We start from the raw sequence: 17,957 nt of genomic DNA on the forward strand, positions 1-17,957 counted from the left end.
CCATGCCCTCGTCCCCCGTGGCGTTCAGCGCGGCCGCCCAGCCGAAGGCCGGCGGACGGCCGAAGCTGGAACGCGCCTACCTCGAACTCCGCCATCCGCCCTCGGACGGCGCCGCGAGCACGCCCGGCCCGCACCTGGACAAGATCGAGTTCCAGTTCAACCCCAAGGAGCTGAGCCTCGCCAAGTCGGCGAAGTGGGAGCGGAAGACGGCCCGTGGGGCGAAGACGGCGGGGCCCGCCGAGTTCAAGGGGCCCGAGCCGAGCAAGCTGACCCTGGAGATGTTCTTCGACGCGACGGACCGCCAGGACAACCGCGTGGTCAAGGCGGTGGAGCAGCTGTTCTCCTGCTGCGTGCCGACGGACCGGACGCACAGCAAGCAGCAGGGCGTCCCGCCGTGGGTGATCTTCCACTGGGGCGGGCTGACCGGGTTCGTCGCGTACGTCAGCCAGGTGCAGGCGAAGTACACGCTGTTCACGGCGGGCGGTCTGCCGATCCGCGCGGTCTGCCAGGTGACGCTGGAGGAGCTCAGCGGCGAGCTCGGCGGGCAGAACCCGACCTCGGGCGCCCTGGCCGCCCGCCGGGTGCACCGGGTGGTGGCGGGCGACACGCTCGCGCTGCTGGCCTGGCGCGAGTACGGCGATCCGACCGCCTGGCGGGCGATCGCCGAGGCGAACGGGATCGACGATCCGATGCGGCTGCGCCCGGGCAGCGAACTGCTGCTCCCGGCCGCCGAGGAGCTGCCCGAGCGGACCTGAGCCAGCTCCGACCCCGATCCGACCCCGATCCGCCCCGATCCGAAGCGGATCCGAAAGCGGTAGCCCGGACGAACGAAGGAGGACGTCATGGCCGGCGAGACCTTCGCCAACTCCCTGGCCGTCGAGGTGGACGGTCAGCCGCTGCCCGCCCAGGTGGCCGAACTGCTGGTCTCGGCCTACGTGGACGACAGCCGCCGCCTGCCCGACCTCTTCGTGCTGCGCTTCCGTGATCCGCACCGCCTGGTGCTGCGCAAGGCGTCGATCACCGTCGGCACGTCGGTGCGGATGTACGCCCGGGCCGGGGACGATCCGGAGCGGCGGCTGCTGGTCTCCGGCGAGGTGACGGCCCTGGAGATCGACCTCGACTCGACCGGCACCTTCACCGTCGTCCGGGGGCTGGACCACTCCCACCGGCTGTTCCGGGGGCGCCGGGTGGCCGGGTACCGGCAGATGACGGCCTCGGACGTCGCGACGGCGGTCGCCCGCCGGGCCGGGCTGCCGCTCGGCACGGTGGACGCCACCACCGCCGTCCACGAGTACCTCACCCAACCGGGCGTCACCGACTGGGAGTTCCTGCACCGGCTGGCCGCCGCCGCCGGTCGCGAACTCGCGGTGCTGGACGGGCAGCTGGAGTTCCGCCGGCCCACCGAGGCGAACCGCGCGCCGAGCACCGTGACGCCCGTCCGCGCCAGCCCCTTCGTCCTCCAGCTGGGCCGCAACCTGCTGCGCTGCCAGTCCGTGGTGACCTCCGCCGACCAGGTCCGCACGGTCGAGACCCGGGGCTGGGACGTCGCGGCCAAGCGCGCGGTGGTCGGCCACGCCCCGGCGGGCGAGACCGACCGGCTCGATCTTGGTCTGACGTCCCGTCAACTTTCCGACCCCTTCGGGGATTCGGTGCTGCTCGCCGCCGACGTGCCGTACCGGAGCCAGGCCGAGGCCGATCAGGCGGCGAAGGCCCTGGCGGCCGATGTCGCCTCTTCCTTCGCCGAGTTGGAGGCGGTGGCGATGGGGATCCCCCGGCTGCGGGCCGGTGCGGCGGTGGTGCTCTCCAACGTGGGTGCGCCCTTCGAGGGCAAGTACACGGTGACGTCCACCCGGCACGTCTTCGATCCGGAGGTCGGCTATCAGACCTGGATCACGGTGAGCGGCCGCGCCGACCGTTCGCTGTTCGGGCTCGCCGCCGGGGAGCCGGCGGGGCGCGGCGAGCGCGTCGCCGGCCTGGTCAACGCCACCGTGACGGACACCCGCGACCCGCTCGGCCAGGGCCGGGTCAAGCTCGCGTTCCCCTGGCTGTCCGGGGAGTACGTCAGCGACTGGGCCCGCACGGTGCAGCTGGGCGGCAAGGGCGGCGGGGGAGTGGTGAGCCCCGAGGTGGGGGACGAGGTGCTGGTCGGCTTCGCCCAGGGGCTGGTCGACCACCCGTACGTGATCGGCGGCCTGTACAACGGCGAGGACAAACCGTCCGCGCACGAGGGGGAGCTGGTCGACTCGACGAGCGGTGCCGTCAACCGGCGCTCCCTGGTGTCGCGCGGCGGGCAGCGGCTCGAACTGCTGGACGCCGCCGCCGGGCCGACCGGGGTCCGACTCGCCAGCGGCGACGGCAAGTTGACGATCACCCTGGACCAGAAGGCGACCGCCGTCACCATCCACAGCGACGGCACCGTCACGGTGGAGGCCAAGGACAAGGTGGTCATCCGGGCCGATCAGGGCGTCAGCGTGGACGCGGGCAGCGGACAGCTCGAACTGGCCGGCCGGTCGGTGCGGGTGACGGCCCGATCGGGCGTCCAAGTTGACGGCGGAAGCGGCGCGTTGACCCTGCAGACCCAGGGGCAGGTGGACGTCCAGGGCACCACCGTCGGGGTGAACGGCCGGGCCAGTACGGAGATCAAGGGCGGCGCCACCTGCTCGATCAGCGCCGCCCTCGTGAAGATCAACTGAGCGCCACCGGGTGCCACTCGGCGCCACTGAGCACGACGGACGAGAAGGAGTACCAGCCATGCCTCCTGCCGCCAGGGTCGGGGACCCCACCGGACACCCGGGCGTCATCGGGCCGCCCGGGGTGCCCACCGTGCTGATCGGCGGCCTGCCCGCCGCCGTCGTCGGAACCCCGCACCTCTGCTCCTTCCCGCCCCCCGCCGTCCACCCGCCGAGCGCCATCGCCCCGCCCGGCTGCCCGACCGTGCTGATCGGCGGCCTGCCCGCCGCCCGGCTCGGTGACCTGGCGGCCTGCGGCGCGCCGGTCGTCCTGGGCTGCCCGACCGTCCTGATCGGCGGGTGACGATGGGCGAGCAGTTCACCGGCGCCGGCTGGGCCTTCCCGGTGCGCACCGACCCGACCGGCTCGATCGCCCTGGTCACCCGCGAGCGCGAGATCGAGGAGAGCATCCGGCTGATCCTCGGCACCGCGCCGGGCGAGCGGCCGATGCGGCCGATGTTCGGCTGCGCCATCCACGACCACGTCTTCGCCCCGGCCGACGCCGCCACCGCCGGCCTGCTGGCGTACGAGGTCAGGCTCTCCCTGGAGCGCTGGGAGCCGCGCATCGACCTGATCGACGTCACCGTGGCCTTCGACGCCGTCGACTCCGGCACGCTCTACCTGGACGTCCGCTACGCGCTGCGCGGCACCAACGACCCGCGCAACCTGGTGTTCCCGTTCTACGTCATCCCCGCCCACGGGGACGGCACCGGCGTGGGCGCCGACGGGGGTGGGGCGGGATGAGCCTGCCGCAGCCCAACCTGGACGACCGCCGGTTCCAGGACCTGGTGGACGAGGCCAAGCGGATGGTCCAGCAGCGGTGCCCGGAGTGGACCGACCACAACGTCTCCGATCCCGGGGTGACGTTGATCGAGACCTTCGCCCACATGGTCGACCAGCTGATCTACCGGCTCAACCGGGTGCCCGACAAGAACCACCTGGCCTTCCTCGACCTGATCGGCGTCCGGCTCTTCCCGCCGGCCGCCGCCCGGACCGAACTGACCTTCTGGCTCTCCGCGCCCCAGCCGCAGCCGGTGCAGATCCGCGCCGGGGTGGAGGTGGCCACGCTGCGCACCGAGACCGAGGAGGCGGTGGTCTTCTCCACAGACCGCCAACTCGACATCGTCAACTGCGAGTTGGCGCACCTGGCGGTGGTCTCCGCAGGCCTGGCCACCGATCGGGACGCCGAACTCGCCGAGGGGCGCGGCACCCCCTGCTTCTCCGCCGTCCCGCAGCCCGGCGATGCCCTGCTCTTCGGCCTGTCCCGGCCCGTCCCGCACTGCGCGGTGGCCCTTCGGCTCGACGTGCCCGTCCAGGGGCACGGCATCAACCCCGACCACCCGCCGCTGGCCTGGGAGGCCTGGACGGACGGCGGCTGGGCGCCCTGCGAGGTCGAGCGGGACACCACCGGCGGGTTCAACCGCCCGGGGGACGTCATCCTGCACGTCCCGGGCGGCCACACCGCCTCCGCCGAGGCCCGCCACCGGGCGGCCTGGCTGCGCTGCCGGATCGCCGAGCCGACGGCGGGCCGGCGGCCCTACTCCTCCACCCCGGTGCTGATCTCCGCCACCGCCTTCACGGTCGGCGGCACCACCACCGCCGTGCACGCCGAACTCGTCCGTCAGGAGCTCCTCGGGCACTCGGAGGGCGTGCCCGGGCAGACCTTCACCCTGGCCCGCCCCCCGGTGGTCGCCGGTGGCGAACCGGTCGTGATCGAGATCGATGCCCCAGGCGGCCGAGGTGCCCCAGGTGTCCCGGGTGGCCGAGGCGGGCCTAGCGGACCCGACCGCCCCGACCGCCCGGACGGCCCGCAGGAGTGGCACACCGTGGACGGCTTCGGCGAATCCGCCGCGCAGGACCGGCACGTCCACCTCGACCGCGCCACCGGGGAGCTCTCCTTCGGCCCCGCCATCCGCCAACCCGACGGCACCCTCAGGGAGTTCGGCGCCGTACCGGCCAAGGGCGCGGCGATCCGGGTGCGCGCCTACCGGACCGGCGGCGGCCGGATCGGCAACGTCGCCCGCGGGGCCCTCACCGTGCTGCGCAGCTCGATCCCGTACGTCGCCCGGGTGGAGAACCGGCAGCCCGCCGCCGGCGGGGTGGACGGCGAGGACGTGGCCAACGCCCGGCTCCGCGGCGGGCTCGAACTGCGCACCCGGGGGCGGGCGGTGACGGCCGAGGACTACGAGGCGCTGGCCCGCGAGGCCGCCCCCGAACTCGCCCGGGTGCGCTGTGTGGCCACCGAGACCGGGCCGGACGCCGGCGGGGTGCGGGTGCTGCTCGTCCCGAACGCCCCGGACGACGGGCGCGGGCGGCTCGACTTCGCCCGCCTCGCCTGCACCGACGAGCTGTACGCGCGGGTCGTCGGCCACCTCGACGCACGCCGGATGCTCGGCACCCGGCTGCTCGTCGAACCGCCGTACTACCAGGGCGTCACCGTGGTCGCCGAGCTGCGGCCGCGGCCGCCGCACTCCCGGGTGGAGCTGCAACAGGAGGCGCTCACCGCGCTGTACCGGTACTTCAACCCGCTGACCGGCGGGCCGGACGGCACCGGCTGGCCGTTCGGCCGACCGGTGCAGTCGGGCGAGGTGTACGCCGTGCTGCAACGCCTGCCCGGCGTCGAACTCGTCGAGCGGGTACGGCTGTTCCCCGCCGACCCGCGCACCGGTCAGCGTGGCGAGGCGGTCGACCGGATCCAACTCGCGGCCCACGCCCTGGTCTTCTCCTACGAGCACCAGGTGCGGGTGGCATGAGCGAACGCGCGCTGCTGCCCGGGCTCGCCACCCGCCACCCGATCGGGTCCCAACTCCCCGGCCTCTACGCCGAGGACGAGTTCACCCAGCGGTTCACGGCGGGCCTGGACGAGGTGCTCGCCCCGATCCTGTGCACCCTGGACAACCTGGCCGGCTACTTCGCCCCGCCCCTGGCTCCCGCGGACTTCCTGGCCCTCCTGGCGCACTGGACCGGCGCGCCGGTGGCCCGGCCGGAGGCGGTCGCGGCGGCGGTCCGGCTGCACGCGGTGCGCGGCACCCGGGCGGGGCTGGCCGCCGTGGTGCGGCAGGTGTACGGGGTCGAGCCGGAGATCGAGGAGAACGGCGGCGCGGCCTGGTCGGCGGTGTCGGGCGCGGCCCTGCCCGGCGCGGCGGCACCGGCCCTGCTGGTGCGGCTGCGGGTGGCCGATCCGCGCGCCGTGGACCAGGCCGCGCTCGCCGCCCTGGTGGCGGCCAACTGCCCGGCACACCTGCCGGTGCGGGTCGAGGTGACGGCGTCGGCGGCCGCGGGGCCGGGTCCGACGGCCGGGACGGAGGGAGAGTCATGGTGACCTGCGAGTCGTGCGGGCGGCCCTGCACCCGGGAGGAGGACTTCTGCGGGGCCTGCGGCGCCTACTTGTCCTGGGACGCGCCCGCCGCGACCCCGCAGCGCCCTCCGGTCACACCGGTCACGCCGGTCACACCCACTACGCCCGCTCCGCCCGTTGCCCCGCCCGGGGCCCGTCCGTCCCCACGGCGGCCGCGGGCCGAGCGGGCCGAGCGGGCCGGACGTTCCGGGCCCCCGCCCACCACGCCGCCGAAGCCCACCGAGCCACCGCACGTCCCGTCCCCCTCCGCCGCAACCACCCCGCTCGGCCCGCTCGACCCGACCGGCCCGGGAGCGCCGGTGCAGCCGAACGCGGTCCTGCCCGGGGAGGCCGTCGAGCAGCCACGGCCCGAGACCGGCCGCCCACCCGCCCCGGAACGTCCGCCCGCACCGGGGGAGTTGATCTGCGGGCAGTGCGGCGCCGGCAACGTGCCCAGCCGCCGCTTCTGCCGCCGCTGCGGCAGCTCCCTCGCGGATGCCCCGGTCGCCGCCCGCCCGCCGTGGTGGCGCCGGCTGTTCGGCCGGCCGTTCACCCGGCGCAGGCGCCCCGCCCCGGTGGCGGGGGAGCGGCCCCGGCAGCCGCGGGAGCGTCGCCGGTCGCGCCTGCTGGTCCCGCTCGTCCTGCTGCTCCTGCTCGCCGGGGCGGGTTACACCTTCCGCGCCGAACTGGGCGAGGCGTCCGAGGCCGTCCGGGACCGGATCAGCACTCCGGAGGCGATCCACGTGACCGCCCTCCACGCCTCCAGCGAGGATCCGGCGCACCCGGCCGCGGCGGCGGTCGACGGCACCACCGACCGCTACTGGGCCCCGGCCCGGCCCGGGCCCGGTCAGGGCGAGTACCTGGAGGCCGAGTTCGCCGGCCCGTTCCGGCTGCTGGACGTGCTGATCCGCCCCGGCAGCTCGCCCAACGCCGAACAGTTCCTGACCCAGGCCCGCCCGCAGACCGTCACCCTCACCATCACCCGCTCCGACAGCCGGATCAGTACCCGGACGGTCCACCTGGCCGACGCCCCCGGCGAGCAGCGCTTCCACTTCGGCGTGAGCGACGTGGTCCGCATCCGGCTCACCGTCGACGCCGCCTACGGCACCGGAGCCGGGCGTCAACTCGCCCTGGCCGAGGTCGAGTTCTTCAAACGGCCATGACCCGGGCAGCCTCAGCGGTGCCGCCGCCCACGGACCGCCGTGACCTCGTCGGATCCTGGTGTGCCCTTGGCCCCCGGCCCGGCCGGCAGCCCGAGCGAGAGCAGCATCCGCGCCCGCCCCAGCCGGCTGCGCTCGGCCGCCGCCGGGTCCCCGCACCGCTCCTGCGCCGTGATCAGGGTCCGCCAGGCCTCCTCGCGGAACGGGTCGATCTCCACGCTGCGCGCACCCGCGCCGGCAGCCGCGTGCGGCCGGCCACGCGCGAGCTCGATCCCGGCCAGCGTCAGCGCGGCCCCGGCGGCCTCGCTCCGGTAGTGCTCCCGCCGGCCCACCACCCATTCGGCCGGCCCGTCCTCCGGCAGCAGCTCCCCGGTGTACGCGTCGAGGGCGGTGCGCAGCGCGTGCGCGGCCGCGTCCCGGCGCCCGGCCGCCCGGGCCCGCAGTGCCTCGGCCAGCGCCGACTCGAAGCGCTGGAGGTCGCCGCCGCCCGGTGCGGGCACGCGGAACAGGTACGCCTCGCCGGTGCGCAGCAGCAGCCGGGCCTCCCCCCGGCCGGCCCCGGGCTCCAGGAAGGTGCGCAGGGCCGAGACGGCGACCTGGAGCGAGCGGGCGGCGGTGTCCGGCGGCAGGTGCGGCCAGAGCGCCTCCATCAGCAGTTCGCGGTGGACCGGACGCCCGGGGTGGATGGCCAGCAGCCGCAGCAGCGCCCGGGCCCGGGGGCGCACCAGTCGCCAGTCCAGGGTGCGGCCGCCGAGCGCGAGCTCGAACCCGCCGAAGCAGCGCAGCTCCACCCGCCCGGCCCGGCCCGGCGGAGAGGTGGCCGCCGGGGGTGTGGCCGCCGCCCGGGGCACGGGCGGTGCCCGGCGGGTCGTCGAGCGTTCGATCAGCCGGTCGCGCAGCAGCGGGATCCACTGGTACGTGCCGGCCACCGGTCCGTGCTCCAACAGCCCGTAGTCGTCGGCGAGTTCGCCGAGCAGCCGGCCGCTGTCCGGATCGCCGGCCAGCTCCTCGCAGCGGACCGGGGAGAGCAGCGACACCGGGCTGACCCGCTCCAGCAGCCGCACCAGCCGGGCCGGCAGCGGGTCCAGCACCTCCCGGTCCAGGTAGCCGCGGGCCAATGCGGCCAGCAGCTCGGTGGGCTCCGGCCGCGCTCCGCCGCCCGGCTCGGGCTGCGGCTGCGGTCCCGGCGGTCGGGCCAGGGCCGGTCGCAGCAGCCGGAGGACGGCCGGCCAGCCCAGGGTGAGCGTGCCGAGTGCGGTGGCGAGGCCGGGGGCCAGCCGGGCGTCCAGGAAGGGTTCGATCTCCTCCGTGCGCAGCCGCAGCGCGGCCGGGCCCAGCACCGTGGTGTCGGCCAGCTCCCGCCGGGCCAGGTTGACCAGGGGGCGGCGCCGCCCGGCCGCCACCACCCGCAGGTTCGGCGGGGCGAGCAGCAGCAACTCCTCGACGGCCGCCTCGGCGGGCGTCCCGTGGACGAGGTGCAGGTCGTCGATCGCCAGCAGCACCGGCTCGTCCTGCCGTTCGATGACCAGCGCCAGGGCCTCCACCGAGACCCGGGGCAGCGGCAGCGGCGCCCGCAACCGCCGCGCGATCCCCTCCAGCACCTCGCCCACCTCGGCGGTGCCCCGGCCCGGCCGCCACCGGATCGTCTGCCCGCGGTGGCGCGCCAGGTGCTGCGCCAGCACGGTGGTCTTGCCGTGCCCGGCCGGCCCGACCAGCAGGGTCAGCGGACTGAGGGTCGGCCGGGCGAGCTCGGCGAGCACCCGCGCCCGGACCAGCTCCGGACCGCACCGGTCGGGATCGCGCCCGTGAGGATCACACCTGTCGGGATCATGCCGGTCAGGATCACGCCCGTCGGGATCGTGCCGGTCAGGATCAAGACGCATATCCGCTGTGCCCCCGCCAGTCCCGTGCGATGACGTCAGACGCCGCTCAGCTCAAGAGCATCGATCACTGTAAGTGATCCACTGATGACGGGCCAGTGGAATTCGGTCACCGTGACCAAGGCGTGCCCGAAACCGGGGCGTGAAACCGGGGTGTCAGGCCCTAAGCCAGGAACCCCCGCAGCAGCGCCGCCGTCGCCGCGAGGTGCTCCTCGGTGGCGCGGCGGGCGGCGTCGCCGTCGCCGTCCAGGATCGCCCGGACCATCGCCCGGTGCTGGTCGGCGGCGTGCTCGATGTTCCGCTCCAGCATCGGGATGGCGTTGAGCAGGTCGTTGAGCCGCATCCTGGCCTCGGCGATGGCCGCGGCCAGGGTGGGGGAGCCGGTGAGCTCGCCGATGGCGAGGTGGAAGCGGGAGTCCAGCTGGCGGTACTGCGCCGGCGCGGCGCCCTCCAGGTCGGCCAGCCGGTCCTCCAGGTGGGCCCGCTGGCCGGGGGTGAGGGTGCGCCGGGCGGCCGCCTCGGCCGCGCCGGTCTCCAGCACCTGGCGGTAGGTCAGCGCGTCCTCCAGGGTGCCGCCGAGGTCGCGGGCCGCCCGGCGCAGGTCGGCGACGTCCGGCGCGGGCATCGTGTAGGTGACGAAGGTGCCGCCGTAGCGGCCGCGGCGCGGTTCGACGCAGCCGGCCTGCTGGAGGGTGCGGAGCGCTTCGCGCAGGGTCTCCCGGCTGATCCCGAGCCGGGCGGCCAGGTCGCGTTCGGCGGGGAGCCGGTCGCCGAAACCGAAGACGCCGAGCTTGATCGCCTGGAAGAGTCTCTCAACGGTCTCCTCGAAGGCGTTGCCGGTCCGGACCGGGCGGAAGATCGCCCCGGTCTGCCAGTCCAGCCGCGCCTGCTCGCGGGTTTCGTCCACGTCCACGCCGGAATCGTACCTACGAGCGGGTTCTGGGACTCGTTCCCATCTCAGCTCTTGACGCCGCCCGGGCGAGCCGGAACGATGCTGCTCACCCACCCCAATGGTCTGGTTCCAGACCATTGAAGAGCCGTCCGACCGTCGAACCCGTCGGGGTCACCGCGCCACGCCGTCGTGGCCCGCATGCTCCCCGGCACACCCTCAACCCCCAGGGGTGCCCATGACCGACGCACGCTCACCCGACGACCCTGCCCGCCCCGTGTTTCCGCAGGACACCGCGGACGTTTCCACCGAGGTCCTCACCGGAGCCGTCCCCACCGAAGCCGTCCCCACCGACGAACAGCGGCTCCGCGAACTCGGCTACACCCAGGAGCTGGCCCGCTCCATGTCGGGCTTCTCCAACTTCGCCGTCTCCTTCTCCATCGTCTCGATCCTCTCCGGCTGCCTGACCCTGTACGGGACCGGCATGAGGACCGGGGGCCCGGCCCTGATCATCTGGGGCTGGCCGCTGGTCGGCCTGCTCACGCTCTGCGTCGGGCTGGCGATGGCCGAGATCTGTTCCAGCTACCCGACCGCCGGCGGGCTCTACTACTGGTCCGCCAAGCTGACCCGCAGCGGCGGTCCGGCCTGGAGCTGGTTCACCGGCTGGTTCAACTTCCTCGGCCAGGTGGCGGTCACCGCGAGCGTCGACTACGGCGCCGCGTTCTTCGTCAACGCCTTCCTCACCCTCAGGTACGGCTTCGAGGCCAGCCCCGCGCACACCGTGGAGATCTTCGCCGTCATCCTGCTGCTGCACGGCCTGCTCAACATCTTCGGGGTGCGGCTGGTGGCCGTGCTCAACAGCGTGTCCGTCTGGTGGCACCTGGTCGGCGTCGCGGTCATCGTCGGCGCGCTCGTCGTGGTCCCGGAGCGGCACGCCTCCGCCTCTTTCGTGTTCACCGAGTTCGTGAACCAGACCGGTTTCCAGAACCAGTTCTACGTCGCGCTGCTCGGCCTGCTGATGGCCCAGTACACCCTCACCGGCTACGACGCCTCCGCGCACATGACCGAGGAGACCCACGACGCCGCCCGCTCCGGCCCGCGCGGCATCGTCAACGCCATCACCGTCTCCATCGTGGCCGGCTGGATCCTGCTGCTCGGCATGACCTTCGCGATCACCGACTACGACGGCGCGCTCAACAGCGACACCGGGGTCCCGCCCGCGCAGATCTTCCTCGACGCGATCGGCGACGGCGGCGCCCAGATCCTGCTGCTCATCGTCATCGGCGCCCAGTTCTTCTGCGGCATGGCCTCCGTCACCGCCAACTCCCGCATGATCTACGCCTTCTCCCGGGACGGCGCGCTGCCCGGCTCCCGGCTCTGGCACCAGATCGACCCGCGCACCCAGACCCCCACCAACGCGGTCTGGCTGGCGACCGGCGGCGCCCTGCTGCTCGGCCTGCCCGCCCTCTGGAACGCCACCGCCTACACCGCCGTGACCTCCATCTCGGTCATCGGCCTGTACATCTCCTACGTCATCCCGGTGTACCTGCGGCTGCGCCAGGGCGCGGACTTCCCGCGCGGCCCCTGGCACCTGGGCCGCTGGAGCGGGCTCATCGGCACCATCGCGGTCGGCTGGACGGCCGTGATCACCGTCCTGTTCATGCTCCCCACCGGGAGCCCGATCACCGCCGACAGCTTCAACTACACACCCGTCGCGGTGGCCGTCGTCCTCGGCTTCGCCGGTCTGTGGTGGCTCGTCTCCGCCCGGCACTGGTTCACCGGCCCCCACGTCCACGCCCTGCCGCCCGAGTCCGACGCCCAGGACACCGAACTGGAGGTCCGATGACCACCCCCCGACTCACCCTCGACGAGCTGCGCGCCCGCGTCGCCGACGGGTCCGTCGACACCGTCGTCCTCGCCATGACCGACATGCAGGGACGCCTCCAGGGCAAGCGCGTCGCCGCCGACTACTTCCTCACCGACGTGGTGCCCGGCGCCGCGGAGGGCTGCGGCTACCTGCTCGCCGTCGACGTCGACATGAACACCGTCGACGGCTACCGGATCTCCTCCTGGGAGAGCGGCTACGGTGACCTGACACTGCGCCCCGACCTCAGCACCCTGCGGGCCGTGCCCTGGCACCCCGCCACCGCCATGGTCCAGTGCGACGTCACCCACCACGACGGCACCCCCGTCGCCGAGTCCCCGCGCCAGATCCTGCAACGCCAACTGGACCGGCTGGCCGGCTACGGCTGGCAGGCCCAGGCCGCCACCGAGCTGGAGTTCATCGTCTTCCGGGACAGCTACGAGCAGGCCTGGGACAAGGACTACACCCGGCTCACCCCGGCCAACCAGTACAACGTCGACTACTCCATCCTCGGCACCAGCCGGATCGAACCCCTGCTGCGCCGGCTCCGCAACGACATGGCCGGCGCCGGCCTCACCGTCGAGTCCGCCAAGGGCGAGTGCAACCTCGGGCAGCACGAGATCGCCTTCAAGTACGCCGACGCCCTCACCACCTGCGACAACCACGCCGTCTACAAGACCGGCGCCAAGGAGATCGCCGCCCAGGAGGGCTGCAGCCTCACGTTCATGGCGAAGTACGACGAACGCGAGGGCAACTCCTGCCACATCCACCTCAGCCTGCGCGACCAGCAGGGCGCACCGGTGTTCGCCGGCGACCGCCCGCACGGCTTCTCCCGCACCATGGAGCACTTCCTGGCCGGCCAACTCGCCTGCCTGGCCGACTTCGCCCTGCTGCTCGCGCCCACCGTCAACTCCTACAAGCGCTACGTGCCCGGCAGCTTCGCCCCCACCGCCATCGCCTGGGGCCGCGACAACCGCACCTGCGCCCTGCGGGTGATCGGCCACGGCCCGTCGCTGCGCTTCGAGAACCGCGTCCCCGGCGGCGACGTCAACCCGTACCTCGCGGTCGCCGCCCTGATCGCCGCCGGCCTGCACGGCGTCGAGCAACAGCTGGAACTCGAACCGGAGTTCACCGGCAACGCGTACGCCTCCGACGCACCCCGGGTGCCCGCCACCCTGCGCGACGCGGTCGACGCCTTCGAACGCAGCGCCGCCGCCACCGAGGCCTTCGGCAAGGACGTCGTCCGCCACTACACCCACGCCGGACGCACCGAACTCGCGGCCTACGAACGGGCGGTGACCGACTGGGAGCGGCGCCGCGGATTCGAGCGGCTGTGATGTGCCGGTGATGCACCACGACGACCGCCGCCGACCGCTGATCGGCATCACCAGTTACCAGGACGAGGCCGCCTGGGCCGTCTGGCACCAGCGCGCCTCGCTCGTCCCGCAGACCTACGTCGACGCCGTCGTCCACGCGGGCGGCACCCCGGTGCTGCTGCCACCGCAGCCCGACGGCGGGGCCGGCCACCTGCTCGACGCCCTGGACGGGCTCGTCCTCGCCGGCGGACCGGACATCGACCCGGCCCGCTACGCGGCCACCCCCGACCCGCGCACCGGCCCGCCGCACCGGCCGCGGGACGACTGGGAGAGCGGCCTGCTGCACGCCGCCCTCGCCCGCGACCTGCCGCTGCTCGGCATCTGCCGCGGCATGCAGCTGCTCAACGTCGAGCTCGGCGGCACCCTCCTCCAGCACCTGCCCGACGGGAGCCACCAGACCGTCCCCGCCCGCTTCGTGCGCCACCGGGTCGACGTGACGGACGGCAGCCGGCTCGCCGCCGTCCTCGGGCCCGCCACCGAGGTCTCCTGCTACCACCACCAGGCCGTCGACCGGCTCGGCGCCGGACTGGCGGTGACCGCCCGGAGCGCGGACGGGACCGTCGAGGCACTCGAACTGCCCGACCACCGCTTCGCGTTGGGCGTCCAGTGGCACCCCGAGACCGACCCCGACGACCAGCGACTGTTCCGCGCGCTCGTCACCGCGAGCCAGCCCGCCACCCACAGGGAGACCGCCCGATGACCGAACCGGACCTCTACGAGGTCGTCAATCCCGCCACCGAGGAGGTGATCGCCACCGTCGAACTGGCCGGTCTCGCCGAGACCGACGCCGCCGTCGCCCGCGCCCGTGCCGCCTTCGACACCTGGCGCCGGGTCGCCCCCGCCGACCGGGCCCGGCTGCTGCGCGCTTTCGCCGCCGCCGTCGACGCCGACCGCGACCACCTCGCCGCCCTGGAGGTCGCCAACGCCGGCCACACCATCGGCAACGCCCGCTGGGAGGCGGGCAACGCGCGCGACGTCATCGAGTACTACGCCGCCGCCCCCGAGCGGCTGTTCGGCCGGCAGATCCCGGTCGCCGGCGGCATCGACGTCACCTTCCAGGAACCGATCGGCGTGGTCGGCGTCATCGTGCCGTGGAACTTCCCGATGCCGATCGCCGCCTGGGCGCTGGCCCCGGCCCTCGCCGCCGGCAACACCGTCATCGTCAAACCCGCCGAACTCACCCCGCTCACCGCCCTGCGCCTGGGCGAACTCGCCCTCCAGGCCGGGATCCCGGAGGGCGTGCTACAGATCCTGCCCGGGCGCGGCCCGGTGGTCGGACAGCGCTTCGTCACCCACCCCGACGTGCGCAAGGTGGTGTTCACCGGCTCGACCCGGGTCGGCAAGGAGATCATGGCGGGCTGCGCCGCCCAGGTGAAGCCCGTCACCCTCGAACTCGGCGGCAAGAGCGCCAACATCGTGTTCGCCGACGCCGACCTCGCCAAGGCCGCCGCCACCGCGCCGTACGCCGTCTTCGACAACGCCGGGCAGGACTGCTGCGCCCGCTCCCGGATCCTGGTCGAGGCGTCCGTGTTCGAGGACTTCCTGGCGCTCCTGGAACCGGCCGTCCGCGGCGTGCGGGTCGGCGACCCGTCCGACGAGAAGACCGAGATGGGCCCGCTGATCTCCGCCGCCCACCGGGCGCGGGTCGCCTCCTACGTCCCGGACGGGACGCCCGTCGCCTTCCGCGGCACCGCCCCCGAGGGGCCCGGCTTCTGGTATCCGCCGACCGTGCTCGCGCCCGTGCGGCACGACGACCGCGCCTTCACCGAGGAGATCTTCGGCCCGGTCGTCACCGTCGTCCCGTTCCGCGACGAGCAGGACGCGCTGCGCATCGCCAACGCCACCGAGTACGGCCTGTCCGGCTCGATCTGGACCAGGGACGTCGGCCGCGCGCTGCGGGTCTCCCGCGGCGTCGAGGCCGGCAACCTCTCCGTCAACTCGCACTCCTCGGTGCGCTACACCACCCCCTTCGGCGGCTTCAAGCAGTCCGGCCTCGGCCGCGAGCTCGGCCCGGACGCCCTCGACGCCTTCACCCAGACCAAGAACGTCTTCATCTCCACGGAGGATTGATCAGCATGACCCAGCGACTCGACGGCCGGGTGGCCGTCATCACCGGCGCGGGCAGCGGCATCGGCCTGGCGACCGCCCGCCGGTTCGCCGCCGAGGGAGCGAAGGTCGTCTGCGTCGACCTCGACCCGGAGACCGGCGCCAAGGCCGCCAACGAGGTCGGCGGCCTGTTCATCCAGGCCGACGTCACCGACGAGCAGGCCGTCCGCGACCTCTTCCAGCGGGCCGTCGACGAGTACGGACGGCTCGACATCACCTTCAACAACGCGGGCATCTCCCCGCCGGACGACGACTCCATCCTGGTCACCGGCCTGGACGCCTGGAAGCGCGTCCAGGAGGTCAACCTGACCAGCGTCTACCTGTGCTGCAAGTACGCGATCCCGCACATGCAGCGCCAGGGCAAGGGCTCGATCATCAACACCGCGTCCTTCGTCGCGGTGATGGGCGCCGCCACCTCGCAGATCTCCTACAGCGCCTCCAAGGGCGGCGTCCTGGCCATGTCCCGCGAGCTGGGCGTGCAGTTCGCCCGCGAGGGCATCCGGGTCAACGCGCTCTGCCCCGGCCCGGTGAACACCCCGCTCCTCCAGGAACTCTTCGCCAAGGACCCCGAGCGGGCGGCCCGCCGCCTGGTCCACATCCCGCTCGGCCGGTTCGCCGAGCCCGAGGAGATCGCCGCCGCGGTGGCCTTCCTCGCCTCCGACGACTCCTCCTTCATGACCGCCAACACCTTCCTGGTCGACGGCGGCATCTCCGGCGCCTACGTCACCCCGCAGTAGCCCCGGCCCGGGCGCGCCGGTTCCTGCTCAGGTGCACCAGAGCAGGAACCGGGTGCAGCTCGGGGTGGCGGTCGGGGTGGTCGGGTGCTGCGTGGCGGAGGGCGGCGGGCTGGGATCGGTGGTCGGCTTGGCCGCGCTCGGGGAGGGCTTCGCGGGCGGCTCCGCCGGAAGCGGGGCGGCCGGGGACGCGGGCGGGTCCGAGGGCGACGCCGAAGTCGAGGCGGTGCTGCTGGACGGCTTGGGCCGGGTGGTGGTGGCCGACGGCTGCGGGCGGGCCGTGACCGTGGTAGTGGTGGCGGCCGGTGCCGGTGCCCGTGAGGCCGGGGTTCCGGGGGTGGCCGCGGAGTTCTGCGAGGGTGACCCGGCGCCGGCGGAGTCCGGGGTCACCGCACCGTCCGAGTTGCCGCCGGCCAGCAGGACGGTGGCCAGCCCACAGACCACCAGCCCGGCCGCCGACACGGCCACGACCGCGCCCCGCGGCCGGCCGCCCCGCCGCCGAGCCGACCGCCCTGCGGACCGTCCTGCCGACCGGGGTGGCGGTGCGGACGCCGTGGCCGGGACCTCACTCGGCTGCGTGGGCGGCTGGTGCGCGGCCTCCCCGGTCGTGGCCTCGGCGGTCCGGCCGCAGCCGGGGCAGGAGAGCGCACCGTTGAGGTGACGTTGGCAGGGCGTGCAGTAACTCATGGGATCTTTTCCGTAGGTGCGGCATGACCGGGATCCCGGCGGTGACTTCCACGCCGCCCGCATGCCGAGCCGGATCGGATGCGAGCGTACGCATAGCGGACCGGCTCGCGACACCCGGCCGGCGCGAGACTTCTGGGTGGATCGGGTGCGGTTCGTGTGACGGCGCGTGATGGCCGCCCGCACGCGGCCACCTGGGTGATCGGGCGACCGGCTCGGTCACCTCGCGTGCTGCATTCGACCCTTTCGGCCGACGAGGCGAGACAGTGGACGGGATCTCGGCCGGACCGGCCCGGAGCCACCTCGACACCGGCAGCCGGGCGCATTCCGCCGCCCGACCACGCACCCGCCCGAAGGGGACGCCCCGATGACCGACACCGCCCCGTCCTACCGTGATCTCCGCGCCCTGGTGATCAACTGCACCCTCAAGCGCTCCCCGGAGCGCAGCCACACCCAGGGCCTGATCGACGTCAGCACCGGCATCCTGGAGCGCCAGGGCGTCCAGGTCGAGGTCCTGCGCGCGGTGGACATCGACATCGCGACCGGCGTGTGGCCGGACATGACCGAGCACGGGTGGGAGACCGACGAGTGGCCGGTCATCTACTCGCAGGTGATGGCGGCCGACATCCTGACGCTCGCCGGGCCCGTGTGGCTGGGAGACAACTCCTCCGTGATGAAGAAGGTCATCGAGCGCCTCTACGCCTGCTCCTCCATCCTCAACTCGGCGGGCCAGTACGCCTACTACGGCCGCGTCGGCGGCTGCCTGATCACCGGCAACGAGGACGGCGCCAAGCACTGCGCGATGAACGTCCTCTACAGCCTCCAGCACCTCGGCTACACCGTCCCCCCGCAGGCCGACGCCGGCTGGGTCGGCGAGGCAGGGCCCGGCCCGTCCTACCTCGACCCCGGTTCCGGCGGCCCGGACAACGACTTCACCAACCGCAACGCCACCTTCATGACCTGGAACCAGCTCCACCTCGCCCGCATGCTCAAGGACGCCGGCGGCATCCCGGCCCACGGCAACCAGCGCTCCGAGTGGGACGCCGGCTGCCGCTTCGACTTCGAGAACCCCGAACACCGCTGACCTGCCCGAACGGAGGCGCAAGCCTCTCGTACGCGGCCATGGCAGGACATGCGACAGGAGCCTCTGCCCCCGCATCCGGATGTTCATGGCGGCGAGTCGCGATTCACCTGGCGT

At 73.9% G+C, this 17,957-nt stretch carries 16 protein-coding genes; 14 read left to right on the top strand and 2 right to left on the bottom strand.

Annotated features, from left to right (window positions below; translation table 11 throughout):
• Positions 1–2: 2 nt before the first annotated feature.
• From ABTY15_RS24160 to ABTY15_RS24190, 7 genes are all read left to right on the top strand, one after another.
• Positions 3–755 (top strand): CIS tube protein, encoded by a 753-nt coding sequence (locus ABTY15_RS24160; RefSeq protein WP_350598643.1) that lies wholly within the window; start codon positions 3–5, stop codon positions 753–755.
• Positions 756–842: 87 nt separating this feature from the next.
• Complete coding sequence (locus tag ABTY15_RS24165; RefSeq protein ID WP_350598647.1) at positions 843–2,693, top strand: VgrG-related protein; 1,851 nt, start codon at positions 843–845, stop codon at positions 2,691–2,693.
• A 58-nt stretch (positions 2,694–2,751) separates the two neighbouring features.
• Positions 2,752–3,033, top strand: coding sequence for a PAAR domain-containing protein (locus tag ABTY15_RS24170; protein ID WP_350598654.1), 282 nt, complete (start codon positions 2,752–2,754; stop codon positions 3,031–3,033).
• Positions 3,034–3,035: 2 nt separating this feature from the next.
• Positions 3,036–3,473, top strand: coding sequence for a GPW/gp25 family protein (locus ABTY15_RS24175; protein ID WP_350598782.1), 438 nt, complete (start codon positions 3,036–3,038; stop codon positions 3,471–3,473).
• Positions 3,470–5,482, top strand: a complete 2,013-nt coding sequence (locus ABTY15_RS24180) for a putative baseplate assembly protein (protein WP_350598659.1) — start codon at positions 3,470–3,472, stop codon at positions 5,480–5,482. The genes ABTY15_RS24175 and ABTY15_RS24180 overlap by 4 nt, the downstream gene beginning before the upstream one ends.
• On the top strand, positions 5,479–6,051 hold the full coding sequence (locus tag ABTY15_RS24185; RefSeq protein ID WP_350598663.1) for a phage tail protein: 573 nt from the start codon (positions 5,479–5,481) through the stop codon (positions 6,049–6,051). The genes ABTY15_RS24180 and ABTY15_RS24185 overlap by 4 nt, the downstream gene beginning before the upstream one ends.
• A 335-nt stretch (positions 6,052–6,386) precedes the next feature.
• The gene (locus ABTY15_RS24190; RefSeq protein ID WP_350598665.1) at positions 6,387–7,229 is read left to right on the top strand and encodes an NADase-type glycan-binding domain-containing protein; all 843 of its coding nucleotides are present in this window, start codon (positions 6,387–6,389) and stop codon (positions 7,227–7,229) included.
• Between the two features lie 11 nt (positions 7,230–7,240).
• Here the strand turns inward: ABTY15_RS24190 and ABTY15_RS24195 are convergent, their stop codons facing one another.
• Both ABTY15_RS24195 and ABTY15_RS24200 read right to left on the bottom strand, forming a co-directional pair.
• Complete coding sequence (locus ABTY15_RS24195) at positions 7,241–8,986, bottom strand: AfsR/SARP family transcriptional regulator (protein WP_350598671.1); 1,746 nt, start codon at positions 8,984–8,986, stop codon at positions 7,241–7,243.
• 283 nt (positions 8,987–9,269) lie between these two features.
• Positions 9,270–10,019, bottom strand: a complete 750-nt coding sequence (locus tag ABTY15_RS24200) for a FadR/GntR family transcriptional regulator (RefSeq protein ID WP_350598679.1) — start codon at positions 10,017–10,019, stop codon at positions 9,270–9,272.
• Positions 10,020–10,233: 214 nt separating this feature from the next.
• Here ABTY15_RS24200 and ABTY15_RS24205 point away from each other — a divergent pair, with 214 nt between their 5' ends.
• The 7 genes from ABTY15_RS24205 (at position 10,234) to ABTY15_RS24235 (ending at position 17,843) form a co-directional block, all read left to right on the top strand.
• The gene (locus ABTY15_RS24205) at positions 10,234–11,841 is read left to right on the top strand and encodes an amino acid permease (RefSeq protein WP_350598683.1); all 1,608 of its coding nucleotides are present in this window, start codon (positions 10,234–10,236) and stop codon (positions 11,839–11,841) included.
• Positions 11,838–13,196, top strand: coding sequence for a glutamine synthetase family protein (locus tag ABTY15_RS24210; RefSeq protein ID WP_350598687.1), 1,359 nt, complete (start codon positions 11,838–11,840; stop codon positions 13,194–13,196). Before ABTY15_RS24205 ends, ABTY15_RS24210 begins: the two co-directional genes overlap by 4 nt.
• Positions 13,197–13,206: 10 nt before the next feature.
• The gene (locus ABTY15_RS24215; protein ID WP_350598691.1) at positions 13,207–13,935 is read left to right on the top strand and encodes a gamma-glutamyl-gamma-aminobutyrate hydrolase family protein; all 729 of its coding nucleotides are present in this window, start codon (positions 13,207–13,209) and stop codon (positions 13,933–13,935) included.
• Positions 13,932–15,305: an aldehyde dehydrogenase family protein gene (locus ABTY15_RS24220; protein WP_350598697.1), complete on the top strand. Its 1,374-nt coding sequence runs from the start codon at positions 13,932–13,934 to the stop codon at positions 15,303–15,305. The genes ABTY15_RS24215 and ABTY15_RS24220 overlap by 4 nt, the downstream gene beginning before the upstream one ends.
• Positions 15,306–15,310: 5 nt before the next feature.
• Positions 15,311–16,078: a 3-oxoacyl-ACP reductase gene (locus ABTY15_RS24225; RefSeq protein WP_350598703.1), complete on the top strand. Its 768-nt coding sequence runs from the start codon at positions 15,311–15,313 to the stop codon at positions 16,076–16,078.
• A gap of 31 nt (positions 16,079–16,109) precedes the next feature.
• A complete protein-coding gene (locus ABTY15_RS24230) occupies positions 16,110–16,736 on the top strand; it encodes a hypothetical protein (protein WP_350598709.1) in 627 nt (208 codons plus the stop codon).
• A gap of 390 nt (positions 16,737–17,126) precedes the next feature.
• On the top strand, positions 17,127–17,843 hold the full coding sequence (locus ABTY15_RS24235; RefSeq protein WP_350598714.1) for a flavodoxin family protein: 717 nt from the start codon (positions 17,127–17,129) through the stop codon (positions 17,841–17,843).
• The last annotated feature ends 114 nt before the right edge of the window (positions 17,844–17,957 follow it).

Origin of the sequence: Kitasatospora sp. NPDC097643 (genome assembly GCF_040302625.1) — a bacterium.
Classification (GTDB): Bacteria; Actinomycetota; Actinomycetes; order Streptomycetales; family Streptomycetaceae; genus Kitasatospora.

Excerpts from the sequence above, each read along its gene's own strand:
- ABTY15_RS24160 (WP_350598643.1), top strand. The coding sequence starts at position 3 with ATGCCCTCGTCCCCCGTGGCGTTCAGCGCGGCCGCCCAGCCGAAGGCC.
- ABTY15_RS24165 (WP_350598647.1), top strand. The coding sequence starts at position 843 with ATGGCCGGCGAGACCTTCGCCAACTCCCTGGCCGTCGAGGTGGACGGT.
- ABTY15_RS24170 (WP_350598654.1), top strand. The coding sequence starts at position 2,752 with ATGCCTCCTGCCGCCAGGGTCGGGGACCCCACCGGACACCCGGGCGTC.
- ABTY15_RS24175 (WP_350598782.1), top strand. The coding sequence starts at position 3,036 with ATGGGCGAGCAGTTCACCGGCGCCGGCTGGGCCTTCCCGGTGCGCACC.
- ABTY15_RS24180 (WP_350598659.1), top strand. The coding sequence starts at position 3,470 with ATGAGCCTGCCGCAGCCCAACCTGGACGACCGCCGGTTCCAGGACCTG.
- ABTY15_RS24185 (WP_350598663.1), top strand. The coding sequence starts at position 5,479 with ATGAGCGAACGCGCGCTGCTGCCCGGGCTCGCCACCCGCCACCCGATC.
- ABTY15_RS24205 (WP_350598683.1), top strand. The coding sequence starts at position 10,234 with ATGACCGACGCACGCTCACCCGACGACCCTGCCCGCCCCGTGTTTCCG.
- ABTY15_RS24210 (WP_350598687.1), top strand. The coding sequence starts at position 11,838 with ATGACCACCCCCCGACTCACCCTCGACGAGCTGCGCGCCCGCGTCGCC.
- ABTY15_RS24215 (WP_350598691.1), top strand. The coding sequence starts at position 13,207 with ATGCACCACGACGACCGCCGCCGACCGCTGATCGGCATCACCAGTTAC.
- ABTY15_RS24220 (WP_350598697.1), top strand. The coding sequence starts at position 13,932 with ATGACCGAACCGGACCTCTACGAGGTCGTCAATCCCGCCACCGAGGAG.
- ABTY15_RS24225 (WP_350598703.1), top strand. The coding sequence starts at position 15,311 with ATGACCCAGCGACTCGACGGCCGGGTGGCCGTCATCACCGGCGCGGGC.
- ABTY15_RS24235 (WP_350598714.1), top strand. The coding sequence starts at position 17,127 with ATGACCGACACCGCCCCGTCCTACCGTGATCTCCGCGCCCTGGTGATC.